The organism is Pseudomonas sp. ABC1 (assembly GCF_013395055.1).
Taxonomy (GTDB): domain Bacteria; phylum Pseudomonadota; class Gammaproteobacteria; order Pseudomonadales; family Pseudomonadaceae; genus Stutzerimonas.
This window is the reverse complement of sequence record NZ_CP058349.1, coordinates 3,397,778-3,414,577: the sequence shown is the minus strand read 5'-3', so window position 1 is coordinate 3,414,577 and position 16,800 is coordinate 3,397,778. Positions and strand designations below refer to the sequence as shown.

Genomic DNA, 16,800 nt, shown 5'->3' with positions numbered 1-16,800 from the left:
CAGGGAGGGCGAATCGATGTTCGCCCTCCATTGTCCCCAAGCGAAGCGCCTGCATATATCCACTGAAAGTAGGGCTTTGAGAGAAAACACGCCTTCGGGTAGAGTTCATGCCGGGTGTCGTTACCGCATGGTGCGGTAAGGCAGGTTCATAGCGTTGGTCGGGCCGCCACGCGGAGTGCCCCTGGCCATGAACCAGCCCCAAGCGCGGCAGCCTTTGCCGCGAGCCCAGTTTTATACCGAACGCGCCCTGTTTGCCCTCGAGCGCTTCTTTCATATCGAAGCCGTCAGCGGCATCGTCCTCATCCTTGCCGCGATTGCCGCCCTGCTCTGGGCCAATGTGCCAACCGAATCGAACTACTACGCGTTCTGGCATACGCCCCTGTCTATCGGACTGGGAGACAGGCTGTACTCCCAATCCCTGCATTTCTGGATCAACGATGCGTTGATGACCGTGTTCTTTCTCGTGGTCGGGATGGAAATCCGTCGTGAAATCCATGAAGGGGCACTGGCCACTCTGAAACTGGCGGCGTTACCCATGGCCGCAGCGCTCGGCGGCATTGCCGTGCCGGCGATGATCTACCTCGCACTCAACCACGAGCCATCCCTGAACCATGGCTGGGCCGTTCCCACGGCCACGGATATCGCCTTCGCAGTCGGCGTTCTGGCCTTGCTCGGACGCTCCATACCCGGCAACGTGCGCATTTTCCTGCTGGCCCTTGCGATCATCGACGACATTGCCGCCGTCCTGATCATCGCGTTCTTTTATTCCGGCGGGCTGGACTATACGGGCCTGCTCATTGCCGCACTTGGCATCATGATGGTGCTGTGCCTGCAAAGAGCCGGAATCGGCAGTGCATACGCCTATGTCATCCCCGGCGCCATCCTGTGGCTGGGCGTGCTGCAGACCGGCGCCCATCCAACGCTTGCCGGAGTCGTACTGGGCCTGATGACACCCGTCCTCCCCGGACGCCTGCACGATAAGCCACTGACACTGGCAAGCGATGCCATTGCAACGATCGCCCGACATGCCACCCAGGCCACATCGCACCCTGATGACCTTGTGACGCCGCTCCGGCAGCTACGCCGCGCACAGCGGGAGCTGCTCGCGCCAGTCACCCGGATACAGATGGCGCTACACCCCTGGGTGGCCTATGGCGTGATGCCGTTGTTCGCACTGGCCAATGCGGGGGTCAGCCTCAAAGGTGCCGACCTGTCCTCCAGCGCCCCGCTGTCGGTCATGCTGGGCGTTACCCTGGCACTGGTACTGGGTAAACCGCTCGGCATCCTCACGACCAGCTGGCTCATGGTGCGCCTGGGCTGGTGCCGCCTGCCCCAGGGAGTCGACTGGGCAGGCATAACGCTTATCGGCTTGTTGGCCGGGATCGGCTTCACCATGTCGATATTCATTGCAACGCTGGGATTCGATAACGAGGACTTGTTATCTGCCGCCAAACTTGGCGTTCTCATGGCTTCGCTGCTGGCCACACTTGGCGGCCTGTGCTGGGGGCTTTTCTATATAAAAAGAAACGCTCACTACGCCAAAGAACCGCACAGTTGATTCAATCGGGCGCCCCCCCCAAAGTCGCCCGATTCATTTCCAGATGTTACATGCCGACCGCACCCCGGATGCAGCATTGCCGCGGGGTATAGCCTGCTGCCCTGGTGAAACACTCCGGGCTTGAGCGGCAGTTCCTAACTTATTAGGCACGCGATATCGCAGCCAGCAGCTCGCGAAATGGGCGCAAGCACCATCATGAACAGACGCCATATAATTCGAGATGTAACAGAGGCAATTATTTAAGACTAAGGTCGGGGCTTCTCTGCATCGGCATATTCAGCAGAATGAAAACGCTAGAAATCCAATAACAACAAGCGGAGAGCACAATTATGGCAGATGAAAAATCCAATGCGGCGGCGTACTGGTCAGCCAACCTGAGGCTGATCACATGGAGCCTGGTGATATGGGCTCTGTGCTCGTATGGCTTTGGCATCCTGTTGCGCCCACTGGTCGCCGGCATTCCAGTCGGCGGCGCAGACCTCGGGTTCTGGTTCGCCCAGCAGGGCTCCATCCTCACCTTTATCGTCTTGATCTTCCATTACCGCTGGAAGATGAACAAGCTCGATAAAGAATTCGGCCTCGAGGAGTAACGAACAATGAGCCAGTTCGCAATCAACATATTGTTCGTGGGTGCTTCGTTCCTTCTCTACATTGGCATTGCCATATGGGCCAGGGCGGGCTCCACCAAAGAGTTCTATGTCGCAGGCGGCGGCGTTGGCCCAGTCGCAAACGGCATGGCAACGGCCGCTGACTGGATGTCGGCAGCGTCCTTCATCTCCATGGCGGGTCTTATCTCGGTCGGCTACGTCAACTCGTCCTTCCTGATGGGCTGGACCGGTGGCTACGTTCTGCTGGCCATGCTGCTCGCGCCCTACCTGCGCAAGTTCGGCAAATTCACCGTACCCGACTTCGTCGGTGATCGCTTCTACAGCAAAGGTGCGCGCCTGGTAGCGATCATCGCCTTGCTGCTGACCTCCATCACCTATGTGATCGGCCAGATGAGCGGTGCAGGCGTTGCCTTCTCGCGCTTCCTGGAAGTCAGCAACTCGGCAGGCATCTGGATCGCCTCCACCGTCGTGTTCTTCTATGCGGTACTCGGCGGAATGAAGGGCATTACCTATACCCAGGTTGCTCAATACGTCGTTCTGATCGTGGCCTACACCATCCCGGCCGTCTTCATTTCCCTGCACCTGACCGGCAATCCAGTGCCACAGCTCGGCATGTTCGGTACTCATACCGAATCCGGCATGCCACTGCTGCAGAAGCTGAACGAAGTGGTGCGTGAACTGGGCTTCCAGGACTACACCGCCGACGTCTCCAACAAACTGAACATGACCCTGTTCACGCTGTCGCTGATGATCGGTACCGCCGGGCTGCCGCACGTCATCATCCGCTTCTTCACCGTACCCAAGGTTTCGGATGCCCGCTCTTCCGCAGGCTGGGCCCTGGTGTTCATCGCACTGCTCTACACCACCGCTCCGGCTGTCGCCTCGATGGCACGCCTGAACCTGATCACTACCGTCTACCCCAACGGCGTAGAACAACCGGCCCTTGAATACGAAGAGCGTCCGCAATGGGTCAAGACCTGGGAAGACACTGGCCTGATCAAGTTCGAGGACAAGAACGCTGACGGTCGCATCCAGTATTACAACCCAACTGCCGACTTCTCTGATCGCGGCTGGAACGGTAACGAGCTGGACATCAACTCCGACATCCTGGTACTGGCCAACCCAGAGATTGCCAATCTCCCTGGGTGGGTAATCGGGCTGATCGCGGCGGGCGCCATTGCGGCGGCACTGTCGACAGCTGCGGGCTTGTTGCTGGCGATATCCTCGGCAATCAGTCATGACCTGATCAAGACCATCATCAATCCGAATATCAGCGAAAAAAGCGAAATGCTGGCCGCGCGGATATCCATGGCAGTCGCAATCACACTCGCGACCTTCCTAGGCCTGAATCCACCAGGGTTCGCGGCTCAGGTCGTAGCGCTTGCCTTCGGAATCGCGGCCTCGTCGATCTTCCCAGTACTGATGATGGGGATCTTCTCCAAGCGCATCAATAGCAAGGGCGCCATCGCCGGTATGGTCACTGGCCTGCTGTTCACGGTGGTCTACATCTTCATCTACCTGGGATGGTTCTTCATTCCTGGCACCAACAACCTGCCTAACACTCCAGAAAACTGGCTGTTCGGTATCTCTCCGCTCTCCATTGGTAGCGTAGGTGCCATCATCAACTTCATCGTCGCGTTCGCCGTGTCCTATGCGACCGAAGAACCGCCACAAGAAGTTCAGGATCTGGTAGAAAGCGTTCGCTACCCGAAAGGCGCCGGTGCAGCGATGGCAGATCACTGATCGGCTAGTCTGAAACCACCGTTCCAACCTTCACCAACGGGCTTCCATCAGGAAGCCCGTCTTATTTCACGGGGACATCATGATCTGGCATTTGGTTGCACTCTTTTCGGCAGGCCTTGGGGCCGCCGGCATCGCCCTGCTGCTGCGCATGGTCACTAGAAAGAAACTGCCGAAGTGGTTCGTTCCGGCTTTTGCCGGCATCGGCATGCTGAGTTACCAGATCTACTACGAGTACTCCTGGATCGACCATAAGCGCACACAATTGCCTGACGGGGCCTCTATCGTGAGAACCGAGCAGGTACCCAGCATCTGGCGCCCCTGGACATTCGCCATCCCAATGACAACCGGCTTTACCGTGGTGGATACCGCGAAAATGGTCAGAACCGAACAGGAAGGACAGTTACTGGCACAGTTTTTCCTCTATCGGTTTGAAAAGGCCCACGTCGACCTCGTCACTTCGCAAGCCTACCTGCTCAACTGTTCGAGCAGGGAGCAGGTCCTGCTGAATGATGCCGGCGAGGTACAAGGACAGGTATCACAACTCTCCAATGACGACCCGGTATACAACGCCGTCTGCCAATAAAATCCCGGAACAAGCTTGCCTGCGGATCTCTCAGCACAGCAGTGCTCATCCCGCAGGCAGGCCTGTCCACCCAGCCTGCCTGAACCATCGAAACCAGCATCTGAACACTCCATTGACGATCATCAACGCGGGAAAATCCGCGATGGCTAAGCTGTACTGGCATATAGCCCCATAGCCATCAACCGGGCGAAGACCCGGCCAAGGAATGACCGATGAAAAAGCTGATGACGATCCCCTTACTGCTGCTCTGCCTGCCGGCGAATGCCGACCAGGCGCTGTTCCAGGCCAAGGCTTGCGTAGCCTGCCACACCCTCGAAAACCGACTGGTCGGCCCCGCACTGAAAGATGTCGCCGCCCGCTACGCAGGTAAGGAAGGCGCGGCAGCGACCCTGGCCAGCAACATCAAGAACGGCAGCGCCGGCACCTGGGGCGACCTGCCCATGCCGCCCAGCGCCGTCAGCGATGCCGAGGCCAGTGCACTGGCGGAGTGGATTCTGAGCCTCTGATCACAGCGCAGGGTAATTGCCATATGCAGTGTCGCGGGCTTTGCGACCGAATTGGCATTTTGTATCAGGGGCCAATGGAGCGCACTGAGTGATCTCAGGTACAGCGCCTCTGTGCGAATGCCAGGTGGCGGGACGGAGCCTTCCGAGGCGACTGTGGAAAAAGCGCGCTGGCCATATATCGGTGTTTTTCTTCTGGTCACTTCGGTATTGACTGCGATCCCGGTCAACCCCTCGGAGAAACCTTCGTCGGCAGGGACGCCGACGAAGAGCCCCATGGATGGGTTCATGCGTGTTTCGTAGAGGGGTTGGCCGGGTTCGCAACGCCACGAACATCAGGACAACGCAATTGCTTTTGTGCTCAAGTGGCCACTTAACTTGCCAATCCAGTTTCAAGGCACGCCACCCCAGCCTGCAACGTCCGGCTTGCCGCTCGTAGCTGCCTTCTTGCTACTATCCGCGCCCGGGCCTGTCACCGCCCGCCATCGGGGAGCCGCATGTATATCTATCGACTGGTGCTGCTACTGGTAGTGGGCATCTACCTCTTTTCGCCCGCCATCATGGACTGGTGGATCGACCCGAGTGGCGCCTGGTATCGCCCTTACCTGCTGTGGCTGATCCTTATCGTCGTAACCTTCATCCTGCAGAGCCGACGTGATGCCGACGAGCTTTAGTCTCAGCCACCTGTTGCTGCTCAGCACCCTGTACCTGCTGGTGCTGTTCGGCGTCGCCTGGCTCAGCGAGCGCGGGCACATTCCCCGCTCGGTGATCCGTCACCCGCTGACCTACACCCTGTCGCTGGGGGTCTACGCCAGCGCCTGGGCGTTCTACAGCACAGTCGGCCTGGCCTACCAGTACGGCTACGGCTTCCTCGCCACCTACCTGGGCGTCAGCGGCGCCTTCATGCTGGCACCGGTGCTGCTCTATCCGGTATTGCGCATCACGCGTACCTATCAGTTGGCCTCGCTGGCCGACCTGTTCGCCTTCCGCTTTCGCAGCACCTGGAGTGGCGCCCTCACCACCCTGGTGATGCTGACCGGCATGCTGCCGCTCCTGGCATTGCAGATCCAGGCCGTGGCCGACACCGTCGGCCTGCTGACCGATACCTCTCAGCAGAAAGCCGTGGCGCTGGGCTACTGCCTGCTGATCATGCTCTTCACCATCCTCTTTGGCGCTCGCCACATCGCCACCCGCGAGAAGCACGAAGGCCTGGTGTTCGCCATCGCCTTCGAATCGCTGGTCAAGCTGCTGTGCTTCGGCGGCATCGGCCTCTACGCACTGCTGGTGGTGTTCGGCGGCCCCGGGCAACTGGATATCTGGCTGCTGCAGAACAAGAGCGCACTGGCCGCCCTGCACGCACCGTTGCAGGAAGGCCCCTGGCGCACCCTGCTGCTGGTGTTCTTCGCCTCAGCCATCGTCATGCCACACATGTACCACATGACCTTCACCGAGAACCTCTCGCCACGCGCACTGGTCAGCGCCAGCTGGGGCCTGCCGCTGTACCTGCTGCTGATGAGCCTGGCGGTGCCCTTGATCCTCTGGGCCGGCCTCAAGCTGGGCGTCGAGACCAAGCCCGAGTATTTCAGCCTGGGCATCGGCATCGCCACGCAGAACGACTGGCTCGCCCTGGCGGCCTTCATCGGCGGCCTGTCGGCCTCCAGCGGACTGATCATCGTCAGCACCCTGGCGCTCTCGGGGATGGCCCTCAACCACCTGGTGCTGCCGCTCTACCAGCCCCCGACCGAAGGCAATATCTACCGCTGGCTGAAGTGGACGCGGCGCAGCCTGATCCTTGCCATCATCATGGCGGGTTACGGCTTCTACCTGCTGCTCGGCGGCGAGAAGGACCTGTCCAACCTGGGCATCGTCGCCTTCGTCGCCACCCTGCAATTCCTGCCGGGCGTGTTGTCCGTGCTGTACTGGCCGACGGCCAACCGCAAGGGCTACATCGCCGGCCTGCTGGCCGGCATCGGCGTCTGGTTCGTCGGCATGCTGCTACCACTGATCGGCAACCTGGACGGTTTCTATATTCCGCAGCTCAACCTGGTCTATGTGCTGGACGACACCAGTTGGCACCTGGCGGCCATCGCGGCGCTGACGGCCAACGTGCTGACCTTCGCCCTGGTCTCGCTGTTCACCGAGGCCAGCCCCGAGGAAAACAGCGCCGCCGAGGCCTGCGCGGTGGAAAACCTGCGCCGGCCACAGCGGCGCGAACTGATCGTCGCCTCGCCCCAGGAATTCGCCGCACAACTGACCAAGCCCCTCGGCGCCCGTACCGCGCAACGCGAGGTCGAACAGGCCCTGCGCGACCTCAAGCTGCCCTTCGACGAGCACCGCCCCTATGCCCTGCGGCGTCTGCGCGACCGTATCGAGGCCAACCTGTCCGGCCTGATGGGCCCCAGTGTGGCCCAGGACATCATGGAAAACTTCCTGCCCTACAAGGACAGCAACCCCGGCTATGTCACCGAGGATATCCACTTCATCGAGAACCGCCTGGAGGAGTACCACTCGCGCCTGACCGGCCTGGCCGCCGAACTCGACGCCCTGCGCCGTTACCACCGCCAGACCCTGCAGGAACTGCCGATGGGCGTCTGTTCCCTGGCCGAAGACCAGGAAATCCTCATGTGGAACCGTGCCCTCGAAGAGTTCACCAGCCTGCCCGCACGCCAGGCGCTCGGCTCGCGCCTTTCGACCATCGCCCAGCCCTGGCGCGACCTGCTGGTCGGGTTCGTGCAGCAACCGGATGAACACCTCTACAAGAAAAAGCTGTCCCTGGACGGCGATACCCGCTGGCTCAACCTGCACAAAGCCGTCATCGATGCGCCCCTGGCCCCTGGCAACAGCGGGCTGGTGCTGCTGATCGAAGACCTGACCGAGACCCAGACCCTGGAAGACCGGCTGGTGCACGCCGAGCGCCTGGCCAGCATCGGTCGCCTGGCCGCCGGGGTCGCCCACGAGATCGGCAACCCGGTCACCGGCATAGCCTGCCTCGCGCAGAATCTGCGGGAAGAGCACGAGCACGATGAGGAAATCACCGAAACCAGCAGCCAGATCATCGAGCAGACCAAGCGCATCTCGCGCATCGTCCAGTCCCTGATGAGCTTCGCCCATGCCGGCAACCGCCAGCAGGCCCTGTACCCGGTCAACCTGTCGCAGATCACCCAGGATGCCATCGCCCTACTGTCGCTCAATCGCCAGGGCGCCGACGTGCACTACCTCAACCTGTGCGACCCCGACCACCAGGTCGAAGGCGACCCGCAACGCCTGGCGCAAGTGCTGATCAACCTGCTGTCCAATGCCCGCGCCGCGTCCAGCGACGGCGACAGCATCCGCATCTCCAGCGAAGTCTCGGAGCAGATCGTCTACCTGATCGTCGAGGACGAAGGCAGCGGCATTCCCCGCGCGATACAGGACCGCCTGTTCGAGCCCTTCTTCACCACCAAAGACCCCGGCCAGGGCACTGGCCTGGGCCTCGCGCTGGTCTATTCGATCGTGGAAGAGCATTATGGCCAGATCGATATCGACAGCCCGGCCAACCTCGAAACCCAGCGTGGCACCCGTTTCCGTATCACGCTACCGCGCCATGTCGACGCTGCTGTGCACTAGCGTCCCGCCGAGAGAGTACCCATGCCACATATTCTTATCGTCGAAGACGAAACCATCATTCGCTCCGCCCTGCGCCGCCTGCTCGAACGCAACCAGTACGACGTCAGCGAAGCCGGTTCGGTACAGGAAGCCAGGGAGCGCTACAGCTTTGCCTCGTTCGACCTGATCGTCAGCGACCTGCGCCTGCCCGGTGCGCCCGGCACTGAACTGATCCAGTTGGCCGAAGGCACGCCCGTGCTGATCATGACCAGCTATGCCAGCCTGCGCTCGGCGGTGGATTCCATGAAGCTGGGCGCGGTGGACTACATCGCCAAGCCGTTCGACCACGACGAAATGCTGCAGACCATTGCCCGCATCCTGCACGATCGCCAGCAGGCGGCCTCGACGCCCGCACGCCCCTCTGCCGCCACCGGTAACACCCGTGGCGACAGCGACGCAGACGGTGATATCGGTATCATCGGACGCTGCGAAGCCATGCAGGATCTCTACGGCAAGATCCGCAAGGTCGCCCCCACCGACTCCAACGTGCTGATCCTCGGCGAGTCGGGTACCGGCAAGGAACTGGTGGCGCGCGCCCTGCATAACCTCTCGCGGCGCACCAAAGCCCCGATGATCTCCGTCAACTGCGCCGCCATCCCGGAGACGCTGATCGAATCCGAGTTGTTCGGCCATGAGAAAGGCGCCTTCACCGGCGCCAGCGCCAGCCGCGCCGGTCTGGTGGAAGCCGCCGACGGCGGCACGCTGTTTCTCGATGAAATCGGCGAACTGCCACTGGAGGCACAGGCGCGCCTGCTGCGCGTCCTGCAGGAAGGCGAGATACGCCGGGTCGGCTCGGTGCAATCGCACAAGGTCAACGTGCGCCTGATCGCCGCGACCCACCGGGACCTGAAAACCCTGTCCAAATCCGGGCAGTTCCGCGAAGACCTCTATTACCGGCTGCACGTCATCGCCCTCAAGCTCCCGCCCCTTCGCGAACGCGGCACCGACGTCCTGGCCATCGCCGATGCCTTTCTCGCCCGCCAGCGCGAACGGCAGGGGCTGGACTCGCTGAGCTTCTCCCCGGAGGCCCGCCAGGCCATGCTGTACTACAGTTGGCCGGGCAACGTGCGTGAACTGGAGAACGCCATCGAGCGGGCGGCCATCCTCAGCGAAGCCCCGGAGATCAAGGCGGAACTGCTCGGCATCGACATCGAACTCGACGCACTGGAAGAAGATGATTTCGACGAACTCGCCTTCGCCTCTGGCACCCCGAACAGCAACGAGCCGACCGAAGACCTGTCACTGGAAGACTACTTCCAGCATTTCGTGCTGGAACATCAGGACCACATGACCGAGACGGAACTGGCGCGCAAACTGGGTATCAGCCGCAAATGCCTCTGGGAGCGCCGCCAGCGCCTGGGTATCCCCCGCAGAAAGACCGGTACCACCACGACCTGAAGGGTTGTTACCTGTCATCAAGTCGTAACAGAAAAACGGGGCGTTCGGTAACGAACGCTTCGCACGCCTTAGAAAAAAACTTCCAAAAAAATCTCAATGCATTGATTTATAAGGTTTTTTATAAATTGGCACGGCAAATGCTCTATATTCCGTACAACAACAATAACAAGCACATCCAGAATAAGAACAAAACGTACCGGCTCCAGCAAAACAACGATAAAAAGGCGGAGGCGTAGCTAACTGATTCTTTTGGAGAGGACTTGCCATCGGGGTTCGCCCCACGACCAGGCCGAGAACAACAAGACTGCCAAAGCAGTGCCTGAACTGGTTGGATCGACGATCACCGGCAACTCAGCGACCAAAGCAATCCGTTTGCTCTTTGCTCCCATTCAGTAGGGGCATTTCCGAAGGCGATAGCCTGAGGAAACGGGTAACAACAAGAACAATCTGCCCGGGACCAACAATAACAAAGCACGTCACACTCTTCGGGGGAGCTTCGGCTCCCCTTGTGCTTTCCGCGCTTTATCCACCATCCCCCCGCGCCCGGTGCTAGAATCCCCTTCGATTCGTACCTGCCGGCATTGGCCGGACCGTCCGCCATTTTTCCAATACAGTGCCTGTATATGCTGAAAAAGCTGTTCCAGTCCCTACGTTCTCCCCTACGCCGTTTCCCGCTCTCTCGCTCGACACCGGCGATCCTGTCCAGCCGGCAGCACGCGCTGAAACGCAGCGAGATCAGCCGTAATGCAGTCAACGTGGTGGAGCGCCTGCAACAGGCCGGCTACCAGGCTTATGTCGTCGGCGGCTGCGTCCGCGACCTGTTGCTGAACATGGCGCCCAAGGACTATGACGTCGCCACCAGCGCCACCCCCGAACAGGTCCGCGCGCAATTTCGCAATGCCAGGGTGATCGGTCGCCGCTTCAAGCTGGTGCATGTGCATTTCGGTCGGGAAATCATCGAGGTTGCCACCTTCCGCGCCAATCATCCGGAGGATGACGAGGAAAGCTCCGTGTCTTCGCGCAACGAAAGCGGACGCATCCTGCGCGACAACGTCTATGGCACGCTGGAGGACGACGCCCAGCGCCGCGACTTTACGATCAATGCCCTGTACTACGACCCGAGCAACGAACGCATTCTCGACCACACCCATGGCGTGCATGACATCCGCAACCGCCAGGTACGTCTGATCGGCACGCCACGCCAGCGCTACCAGGAAGACCCGGTGCGTATGCTGCGCGCGGTACGCTTCGCCGCCAAGCTGGACTTCGAGATCGAACACCACAGCGCCGAGCCCATCGCCGAATTATCCGACCTGCTGCTCGACGTTCCCGCAGCGCGTCTGTACGACGAAGTGCTCAAGCTGTTCCTGGCCGGTAAGGCCGAGCAGACCTTCGACCTGCTACTCGAACACGATCTGTTCGCCCCACTGTTCCCGGCCACCGCCGAAGCCCTGGAGCATGAGCCGGACTACACCGAGACACTGATCCGCAACGCCCTGGCCAATACCGACCTGCGTATCGCCCAGGGCAAACCGGTCACGCCGGCCTTCCTGTTCGCCGCACTGCTCTGGCCGGCGCTTCCGGCACGCGCGCTGGAGCTGCAGGGGCGCGGCATCCCGCCCATTCCCGCCCTGCAGGAAGCCGCCCACGACATCATCTGGGAACAGTGCCAGCGCATTGCCATTCCCAAACGCTTCACCCTGCCCATGCGGGAAATCTGGGACATGCAGGAGCGCCTGCCCCGCCGCCATGGACGCCGCGCCGACCAACTGCTGGAAAACCCCCGCTTTCGTGCCGGCTACGACTTCCTGCTGCTGCGCGAAAGCGCCGGCGAGCGAACCGACGGCCTGGGCGACTGGTGGACCGAGTACCAGGAAGTCAACGACAGCGAACGCCGCAGCATGATCCGTGCGCTCAGCTCACGCGAGGAAAACACTGGCGCACCGCGCAAACGCAAGCGTACCGGTCGACGCAAGCGCACGGGCGAGCAGTGATGGAACGGGTCTATATCGGCCTGGGCAGCAATCTGGCGACGCCACAAGCCCAGCTCGATAACGCCCTGGCGGCCCTGGACCGATTGCCTCAGAGCCGCCGAGTCGCCACCTCGGCCTTCTATGGCAGCGCCCCGCTCGGCCCCGCCGACCAGCCTCGCTACGTCAACGCGGTCGTCGCACTCGACACCCGCCTCGCCCCTCTAGAACTGCTCGATGCCCTGCAAGCGATCGAGTTGGCACAGGGCCGGGTACGCAAGGATGAGCGCTGGGGGCCACGCACCCTGGACCTGGACATCCTGCTGTTCGGCGAGCGACTGATCGACGAGCCGCGCCTGCAGGTTCCGCATTACCACATGCATGCCCGTCCCTTCGTGCTCTACCCGCTGGCAGAGATCGCCCCCGAGCGGCTGCGCCTGGCCGACGGCCGCCTGCTCGGCGAACTGCTGGCCGCCTGCCCTCCCGAAGGACTCGAGCGCCTCGACCGAGCGCAACCGACATAATCGCCAAAAGAACAATGAAAACAGCGATACGGCAATAAAAAGCCGCCATCTGTCATTTTCCTCATCATCACCGACAGTACTTTCGGATTGACTTGGCAAGCCTCCATCCGGACTATAAGCGCCCCGACCGGCAACCCGGCAGGGGGCCGGAAATCCGTTCATGAAACGGACCAACCGTGATCCACAAAGCCTGCCCGCCACCTCACGCGAGCCAGCGGGCAAGCCCAATGAGGACGGCACAGATGCCAGACGTAACCTTGACCACCCTGCAAGGTATGAAGCGCAAGGGCGAGAAAATCGCCATGCTCACCTGCTATGACGCGACCTTCGCCAAGACCAGCAGCGAAGCGGGCGTCGAGATGCTGCTGATTGGCGACTCCCTCGGCATGGTCCTGCAAGGTCACGACAGTACGCTCCCTGTCAGCGTCGCCGACATGGCCTACCACACCGCCAGCGTGAAACGCGGCAACCGTGGCGCGATGATCGTCGCCGACCTGCCTTTCATGGCCAATGCCACCCCCGAACAGACCCTGAACAACTCGGCCGAACTGATGCGCGCCGGTGCGCACATGGTCAAGCTGGAGGGTGCCGCCTGGCTGGCCGAGGCCATCGAGCGCCTGGCAGAGCGCGGCATTCCCGTGTGCGTGCACATGGGCCTGACCCCGCAAGCAGTCAACCTGTTCGGCGGCTACAAGGTCCAGGGACGCCAGGAAGCGGCCGCGCGCAAAATGGTGGAAGACGCCAGGGCACTGGAAATGGCTGGCGCCGCCATGCTGCTGCTGGAATGCGTACCCAGCGAACTCGCCACACGCATCAGCAAGGCTGTCGAGATTCCGGTGATCGGCATTGGCGCCGGCAGCGGCACCGACGGCCAGGTACTGGTGCTGCATGACCTGCTTGGCCTGTCGCTCAGCGGTCGCACGCCCAAGTTCGTGAAGAACTTCATGCAAGGGCAGCCGGATATCCAGTCGGCCATCAGCGCATACGTCAAGGCCGTCAAGACCACCGAATTCCCGGCAGAGGAACATGGGTTCTCCGCATGAACATCGTCAAAACCGTCGCCGACCTGCGTGCAGCCGTAGCGCGCGCCCGCAGTGAAGGCAAGCGTATCGGCCTCGTGCCGACCATGGGCAACCTGCACGACGGCCATATCGCCCTGGTGAAGAAGGCCGGCCAGCGGGCCGACTTCGTGGTCGCCAGCATCTTCGTCAATCCACTGCAATTCGGTGCCAACGAAGACCTGGACAGCTACCCTCGCACGCTCGCCGACGACCAGGCCAAACTGGTGGAAGCCAACTGCCATTTGCTGTTCACCCCTGGCGTCGAGGAAATGTACCCCGGCGGCATGCAATACCAGACCCAGGTCAGGGTGCCTGGCGTATCCGAAGGCCTGTGCGGCCAGAGCCGACCCGGACACTTCGATGGCGTCTCCACCGTCGTCACCAAGCTGTTCAATATGGTGCAGCCCGATATCGCCGTGTTCGGCGAGAAGGACTTCCAGCAACTGGCCGTGATCCGCAACATGGTGCGCGACCTGAACATGCCCGTGCAGATCATCGGCGAACCCATCGTCCGCCGGGCGGATGGCCTGGCGCTCTCCTCGCGCAACGGCTACCTGACACCCGACGAACTGCAGAAGGCCCCTGTTCTGCAACAGACCCTGCGCACGCTGGCCAATGCCATCGAGCAAGGTCGCCGCGACTATCCAGCGCTACTCGCCGAAGGCAACGCGGCACTGAGTGCTGCGGGCTTCCGACCGGATTACCTGGAAATACGCGAAGCCTCGACACTGCGTCCGGCAGATGCACAGGCAACCGAGCTGGTCATCCTGGCCGCCGCCTACCTGGGCAAGACGCGCCTGATCGACAACCTGGCCTTCAGCCTGCACGGCTGAAACGACCGCCCCATCAACGCCCGACGCCTTGCCTAGCATCCCAGGCATCGGGCAAACTCTGCGCCGCTTGCGCACCCGGAGGACCCCGCCATGCATGCCATCATGCTCAAGGCAAAACTGCACCGCGCCCTGGTCACACACTCGGTACTCGACTACGAAGGCTCCTGCGCCATCGACGGCGACTGGCTGGACTTGGCCGGCATCCGTGAATACGAGCAGATCCAGCTCTACAACGTCGACAACGGCGAGCGCTTCACCACCTACGCCATTCGCGGCGAACCAGGCTCGCGCATCATCTCGGTCAACGGCGCAGCGGCACACAAGGCCGACAAGGGCCATCGCCTGATCATCTGCGCCTATGCGCACTACAGCGAAGCCGAACTGGCCAGCTTCAAACCCCATGTCCTTTATATGGGTGCCGATGGCGAGCTGAGCCATACCAGCAACGCCATCCCGGTTCAGGTGGCCTGATCCCACCCTGCCCGGAAGGACCCGGGCCATCCATCGTCGGCAAGAACCCGTTCACAACCTCGCCCCACGGGGCCTGGTAATCGGTATCGTCAAGAAACCAGAAGCAATCTGCCCGGAACTGCCGTAAAAGATCACGAACAGGTTCAAAGGAAAGCCGCCCACGATGAGCCACTACCTGCACCCCATCGACGTCACCAGTCTCCCATCCTGGCAAGCACTCCAGGAGCATCGCCTGCTCATGCAGGACTTCAACATGCGCGAAGCCTTCAAGGCTGATCCGCAGCGCTTCGAGTGCTTCTCGACGGAGAACAGCGGCCTGTTCCTCGACTACTCGAAGAACCTCATCACCGCCACCACACGTGAACTGCTGGTCAACCTCGCGCGCGAGGCGGGCGTGGAGCAGGCGGCGCACGCGATGTTCAATGGCGAGCAGGTCAATGCCTCCGAACGTCGCCCCGCGCTGCACACGGCCCTGCGCCGGCCGATGGGTGACAGCCTGATCGTCGACGGGCGCAACCTCATGCGCGACGTGCATGGCGCCCTGGCACAGATGACCGATATCGTCGGGCGCATCCATAACAACCTCTGGCGTGGCTACAGCGACAAACCGATCACCGATGTCGTCAACATCGGCATCGGCGGTTCCTTCCTCGGGCCACAACTGGTCTCCGAGGCCCTGCTGCCCTTTACCCAGCAGTCCGGCGTCCGCTGCCATTACCTGGCCAATATCGACGGCAGCGAATTCCGCGAGGTGATGGCCAACCTGAACGCGGAAACCACGCTGTTCATCGTCTCCAGCAAGTCCTTCGGCACCCTGGAAACCCTCAAGAACGCCCAGGCCGCACGGAACTGGTACCTGTCGCGCGGCGGCAGCGAGGAAAAGCTCTATCGTCACTTCATCGCGGTAACCAGCAATATCCAGGCGGCCATCGAGTTCGGCATCCGCGAGCGGAACATCTTCCCGATGTGGGACTGGGTTGGCGGGCGTTACTCGCTGTGGTCGGCCATCGGCCTGCCCATCGCCCTGGCCATCGGCATGTCCAACTTCAAGGACCTGCTCTCGGGCGCCTATGGCATGGACCAGCACTTTCTCAACGAGCCCTTCGAAAGCAACATGCCAGTGCTGCTGGCGATGCTCGGCATCTGGTACCACAACTTCTGGGGCGCCCAGAGCTATGCGTTCCTGCCGTATGACCATTACCTGAGAAACTTCGTCAAGCACCTGCAGCAGATGGACATGGAGTCCAACGGCAAGAACGTCCGCCAGGATGGCAGCCCGGTCGCGACGAGCACCGGCCCGGTGATCTGGGGGGGTGTTGGCTGCAATGGCCAGCACGCCTACCACCAGTTGCTGCACCAGGGCACGCCGCTGATTCCGGCGGACTTCATCGTCCCGGTGGTCAGCCACAACCCGGTCGCCGATCACCATGCCTGGCTGTATGCCAACTGCCTGTCGCAAAGCCAGGCGCTGATGCTCGGCAAGACCCTCGAGCAAGCGCAAGCCGAACTGCGCGACAAGGGCCTGCCCGAGCAGGATGTGCAGCGCCTGGCACCGCACAAGGTGATTCCCGGCAACCGCCCGAGTAACACCCTGGTCATGGAAAGCCTCAGCCCAGGCAGGCTCGGCGCCCTGATCGCGCTCTACGAGCACAAGGTCTTCGTGCAGAGCGTGATCTGGGGCACCAACGCCTTCGACCAATGGGGTGTAGAACTGGGCAAGGACCTGGGCAAAAGCGTCTATCAACGGCTGACCAGCTACGACAGCGACACGGCGGAAGACGCCTCGACCCAGGGTCTGGTCGATTACTTCCGTGGCCGTCATCGCGGCTGATCGCTGTCATCACGGGAAACCGAAGGCCATCGGAAGTGTCCGACGTGACATACTTCGACAACGCTCGGAGTC

Annotated in this window: 14 protein-coding genes; all 14 read left to right on the top strand. The window is 61.6% G+C overall.

Annotated features, from left to right (window positions below):
- Positions 1–187: 187 nt before the first annotated feature.
- The 14 genes from nhaA to pgi all read left to right on the top strand — a co-directional run bounded on the left by nhaA (position 188) and on the right by pgi (position 16,728).
- On the top strand, positions 188–1,558 hold the full coding sequence (nhaA, locus tag HW090_RS14900; protein ID WP_179114251.1) for a Na+/H+ antiporter NhaA: 1,371 nt from the start codon (positions 188–190) through the stop codon (positions 1,556–1,558).
- Positions 1,559–1,887: 329 nt separating this feature from the next.
- Positions 1,888–2,148, top strand: coding sequence for a DUF4212 domain-containing protein (locus HW090_RS14895; RefSeq protein WP_179114250.1), 261 nt, complete (start codon positions 1,888–1,890; stop codon positions 2,146–2,148).
- A 6-nt stretch (positions 2,149–2,154) separates the two neighbouring features.
- Positions 2,155–3,909: a sodium:solute symporter family protein gene (locus HW090_RS14890; protein ID WP_179114249.1), complete on the top strand. Its 1,755-nt coding sequence runs from the start codon at positions 2,155–2,157 to the stop codon at positions 3,907–3,909.
- A gap of 79 nt (positions 3,910–3,988) precedes the next feature.
- A complete protein-coding gene (locus HW090_RS14885) occupies positions 3,989–4,492 on the top strand; it encodes a hypothetical protein (RefSeq protein WP_179114248.1) in 504 nt (167 codons plus the stop codon).
- 212 nt (positions 4,493–4,704) lie between these two features.
- On the top strand, positions 4,705–4,998 hold the full coding sequence (locus tag HW090_RS14880) for a c-type cytochrome (protein WP_179114247.1): 294 nt from the start codon (positions 4,705–4,707) through the stop codon (positions 4,996–4,998).
- A gap of 494 nt (positions 4,999–5,492) precedes the next feature.
- On the top strand, positions 5,493–5,669 hold the full coding sequence (locus HW090_RS14875; RefSeq protein WP_179114246.1) for a hypothetical protein: 177 nt from the start codon (positions 5,493–5,495) through the stop codon (positions 5,667–5,669).
- Positions 5,653–8,601: a sensor histidine kinase gene (locus tag HW090_RS14870; protein WP_179114245.1), complete on the top strand. Its 2,949-nt coding sequence runs from the start codon at positions 5,653–5,655 to the stop codon at positions 8,599–8,601. The genes HW090_RS14875 and HW090_RS14870 overlap by 17 nt, the downstream gene beginning before the upstream one ends.
- 21 nt (positions 8,602–8,622) lie before the next feature.
- Positions 8,623–10,038: a sigma-54 dependent transcriptional regulator gene (locus HW090_RS14865; protein ID WP_179114244.1), complete on the top strand. Its 1,416-nt coding sequence runs from the start codon at positions 8,623–8,625 to the stop codon at positions 10,036–10,038.
- 623 nt (positions 10,039–10,661) lie between these two features.
- Positions 10,662–12,032: a polynucleotide adenylyltransferase PcnB gene (locus HW090_RS14860; RefSeq protein WP_179114243.1), complete on the top strand. Its 1,371-nt coding sequence runs from the start codon at positions 10,662–10,664 to the stop codon at positions 12,030–12,032.
- Positions 12,032–12,532, top strand: a complete 501-nt coding sequence (gene folK / locus HW090_RS14855) for a 2-amino-4-hydroxy-6-hydroxymethyldihydropteridine diphosphokinase (protein ID WP_179114242.1) — start codon at positions 12,032–12,034, stop codon at positions 12,530–12,532. Before HW090_RS14860 ends, folK begins: the two co-directional genes overlap by 1 nt.
- Positions 12,533–12,774: 242 nt before the next feature.
- The gene (gene panB, locus HW090_RS14850) at positions 12,775–13,575 is read left to right on the top strand and encodes a 3-methyl-2-oxobutanoate hydroxymethyltransferase (protein ID WP_179114241.1); all 801 of its coding nucleotides are present in this window, start codon (positions 12,775–12,777) and stop codon (positions 13,573–13,575) included.
- Positions 13,572–14,426, top strand: coding sequence for a pantoate--beta-alanine ligase (gene panC / locus HW090_RS14845; protein WP_179114240.1), 855 nt, complete (start codon positions 13,572–13,574; stop codon positions 14,424–14,426). The genes panB and panC overlap by 4 nt, the downstream gene beginning before the upstream one ends.
- 90 nt (positions 14,427–14,516) lie before the next feature.
- Complete coding sequence (gene panD, locus HW090_RS14840) at positions 14,517–14,897, top strand: aspartate 1-decarboxylase (protein WP_179114239.1); 381 nt, start codon at positions 14,517–14,519, stop codon at positions 14,895–14,897.
- Positions 14,898–15,060: 163 nt separating this feature from the next.
- A complete protein-coding gene (gene pgi / locus HW090_RS14835; protein WP_179114238.1) occupies positions 15,061–16,728 on the top strand; it encodes a glucose-6-phosphate isomerase in 1,668 nt (555 codons plus the stop codon).
- The last annotated feature ends 72 nt before the right edge of the window (positions 16,729–16,800 follow it).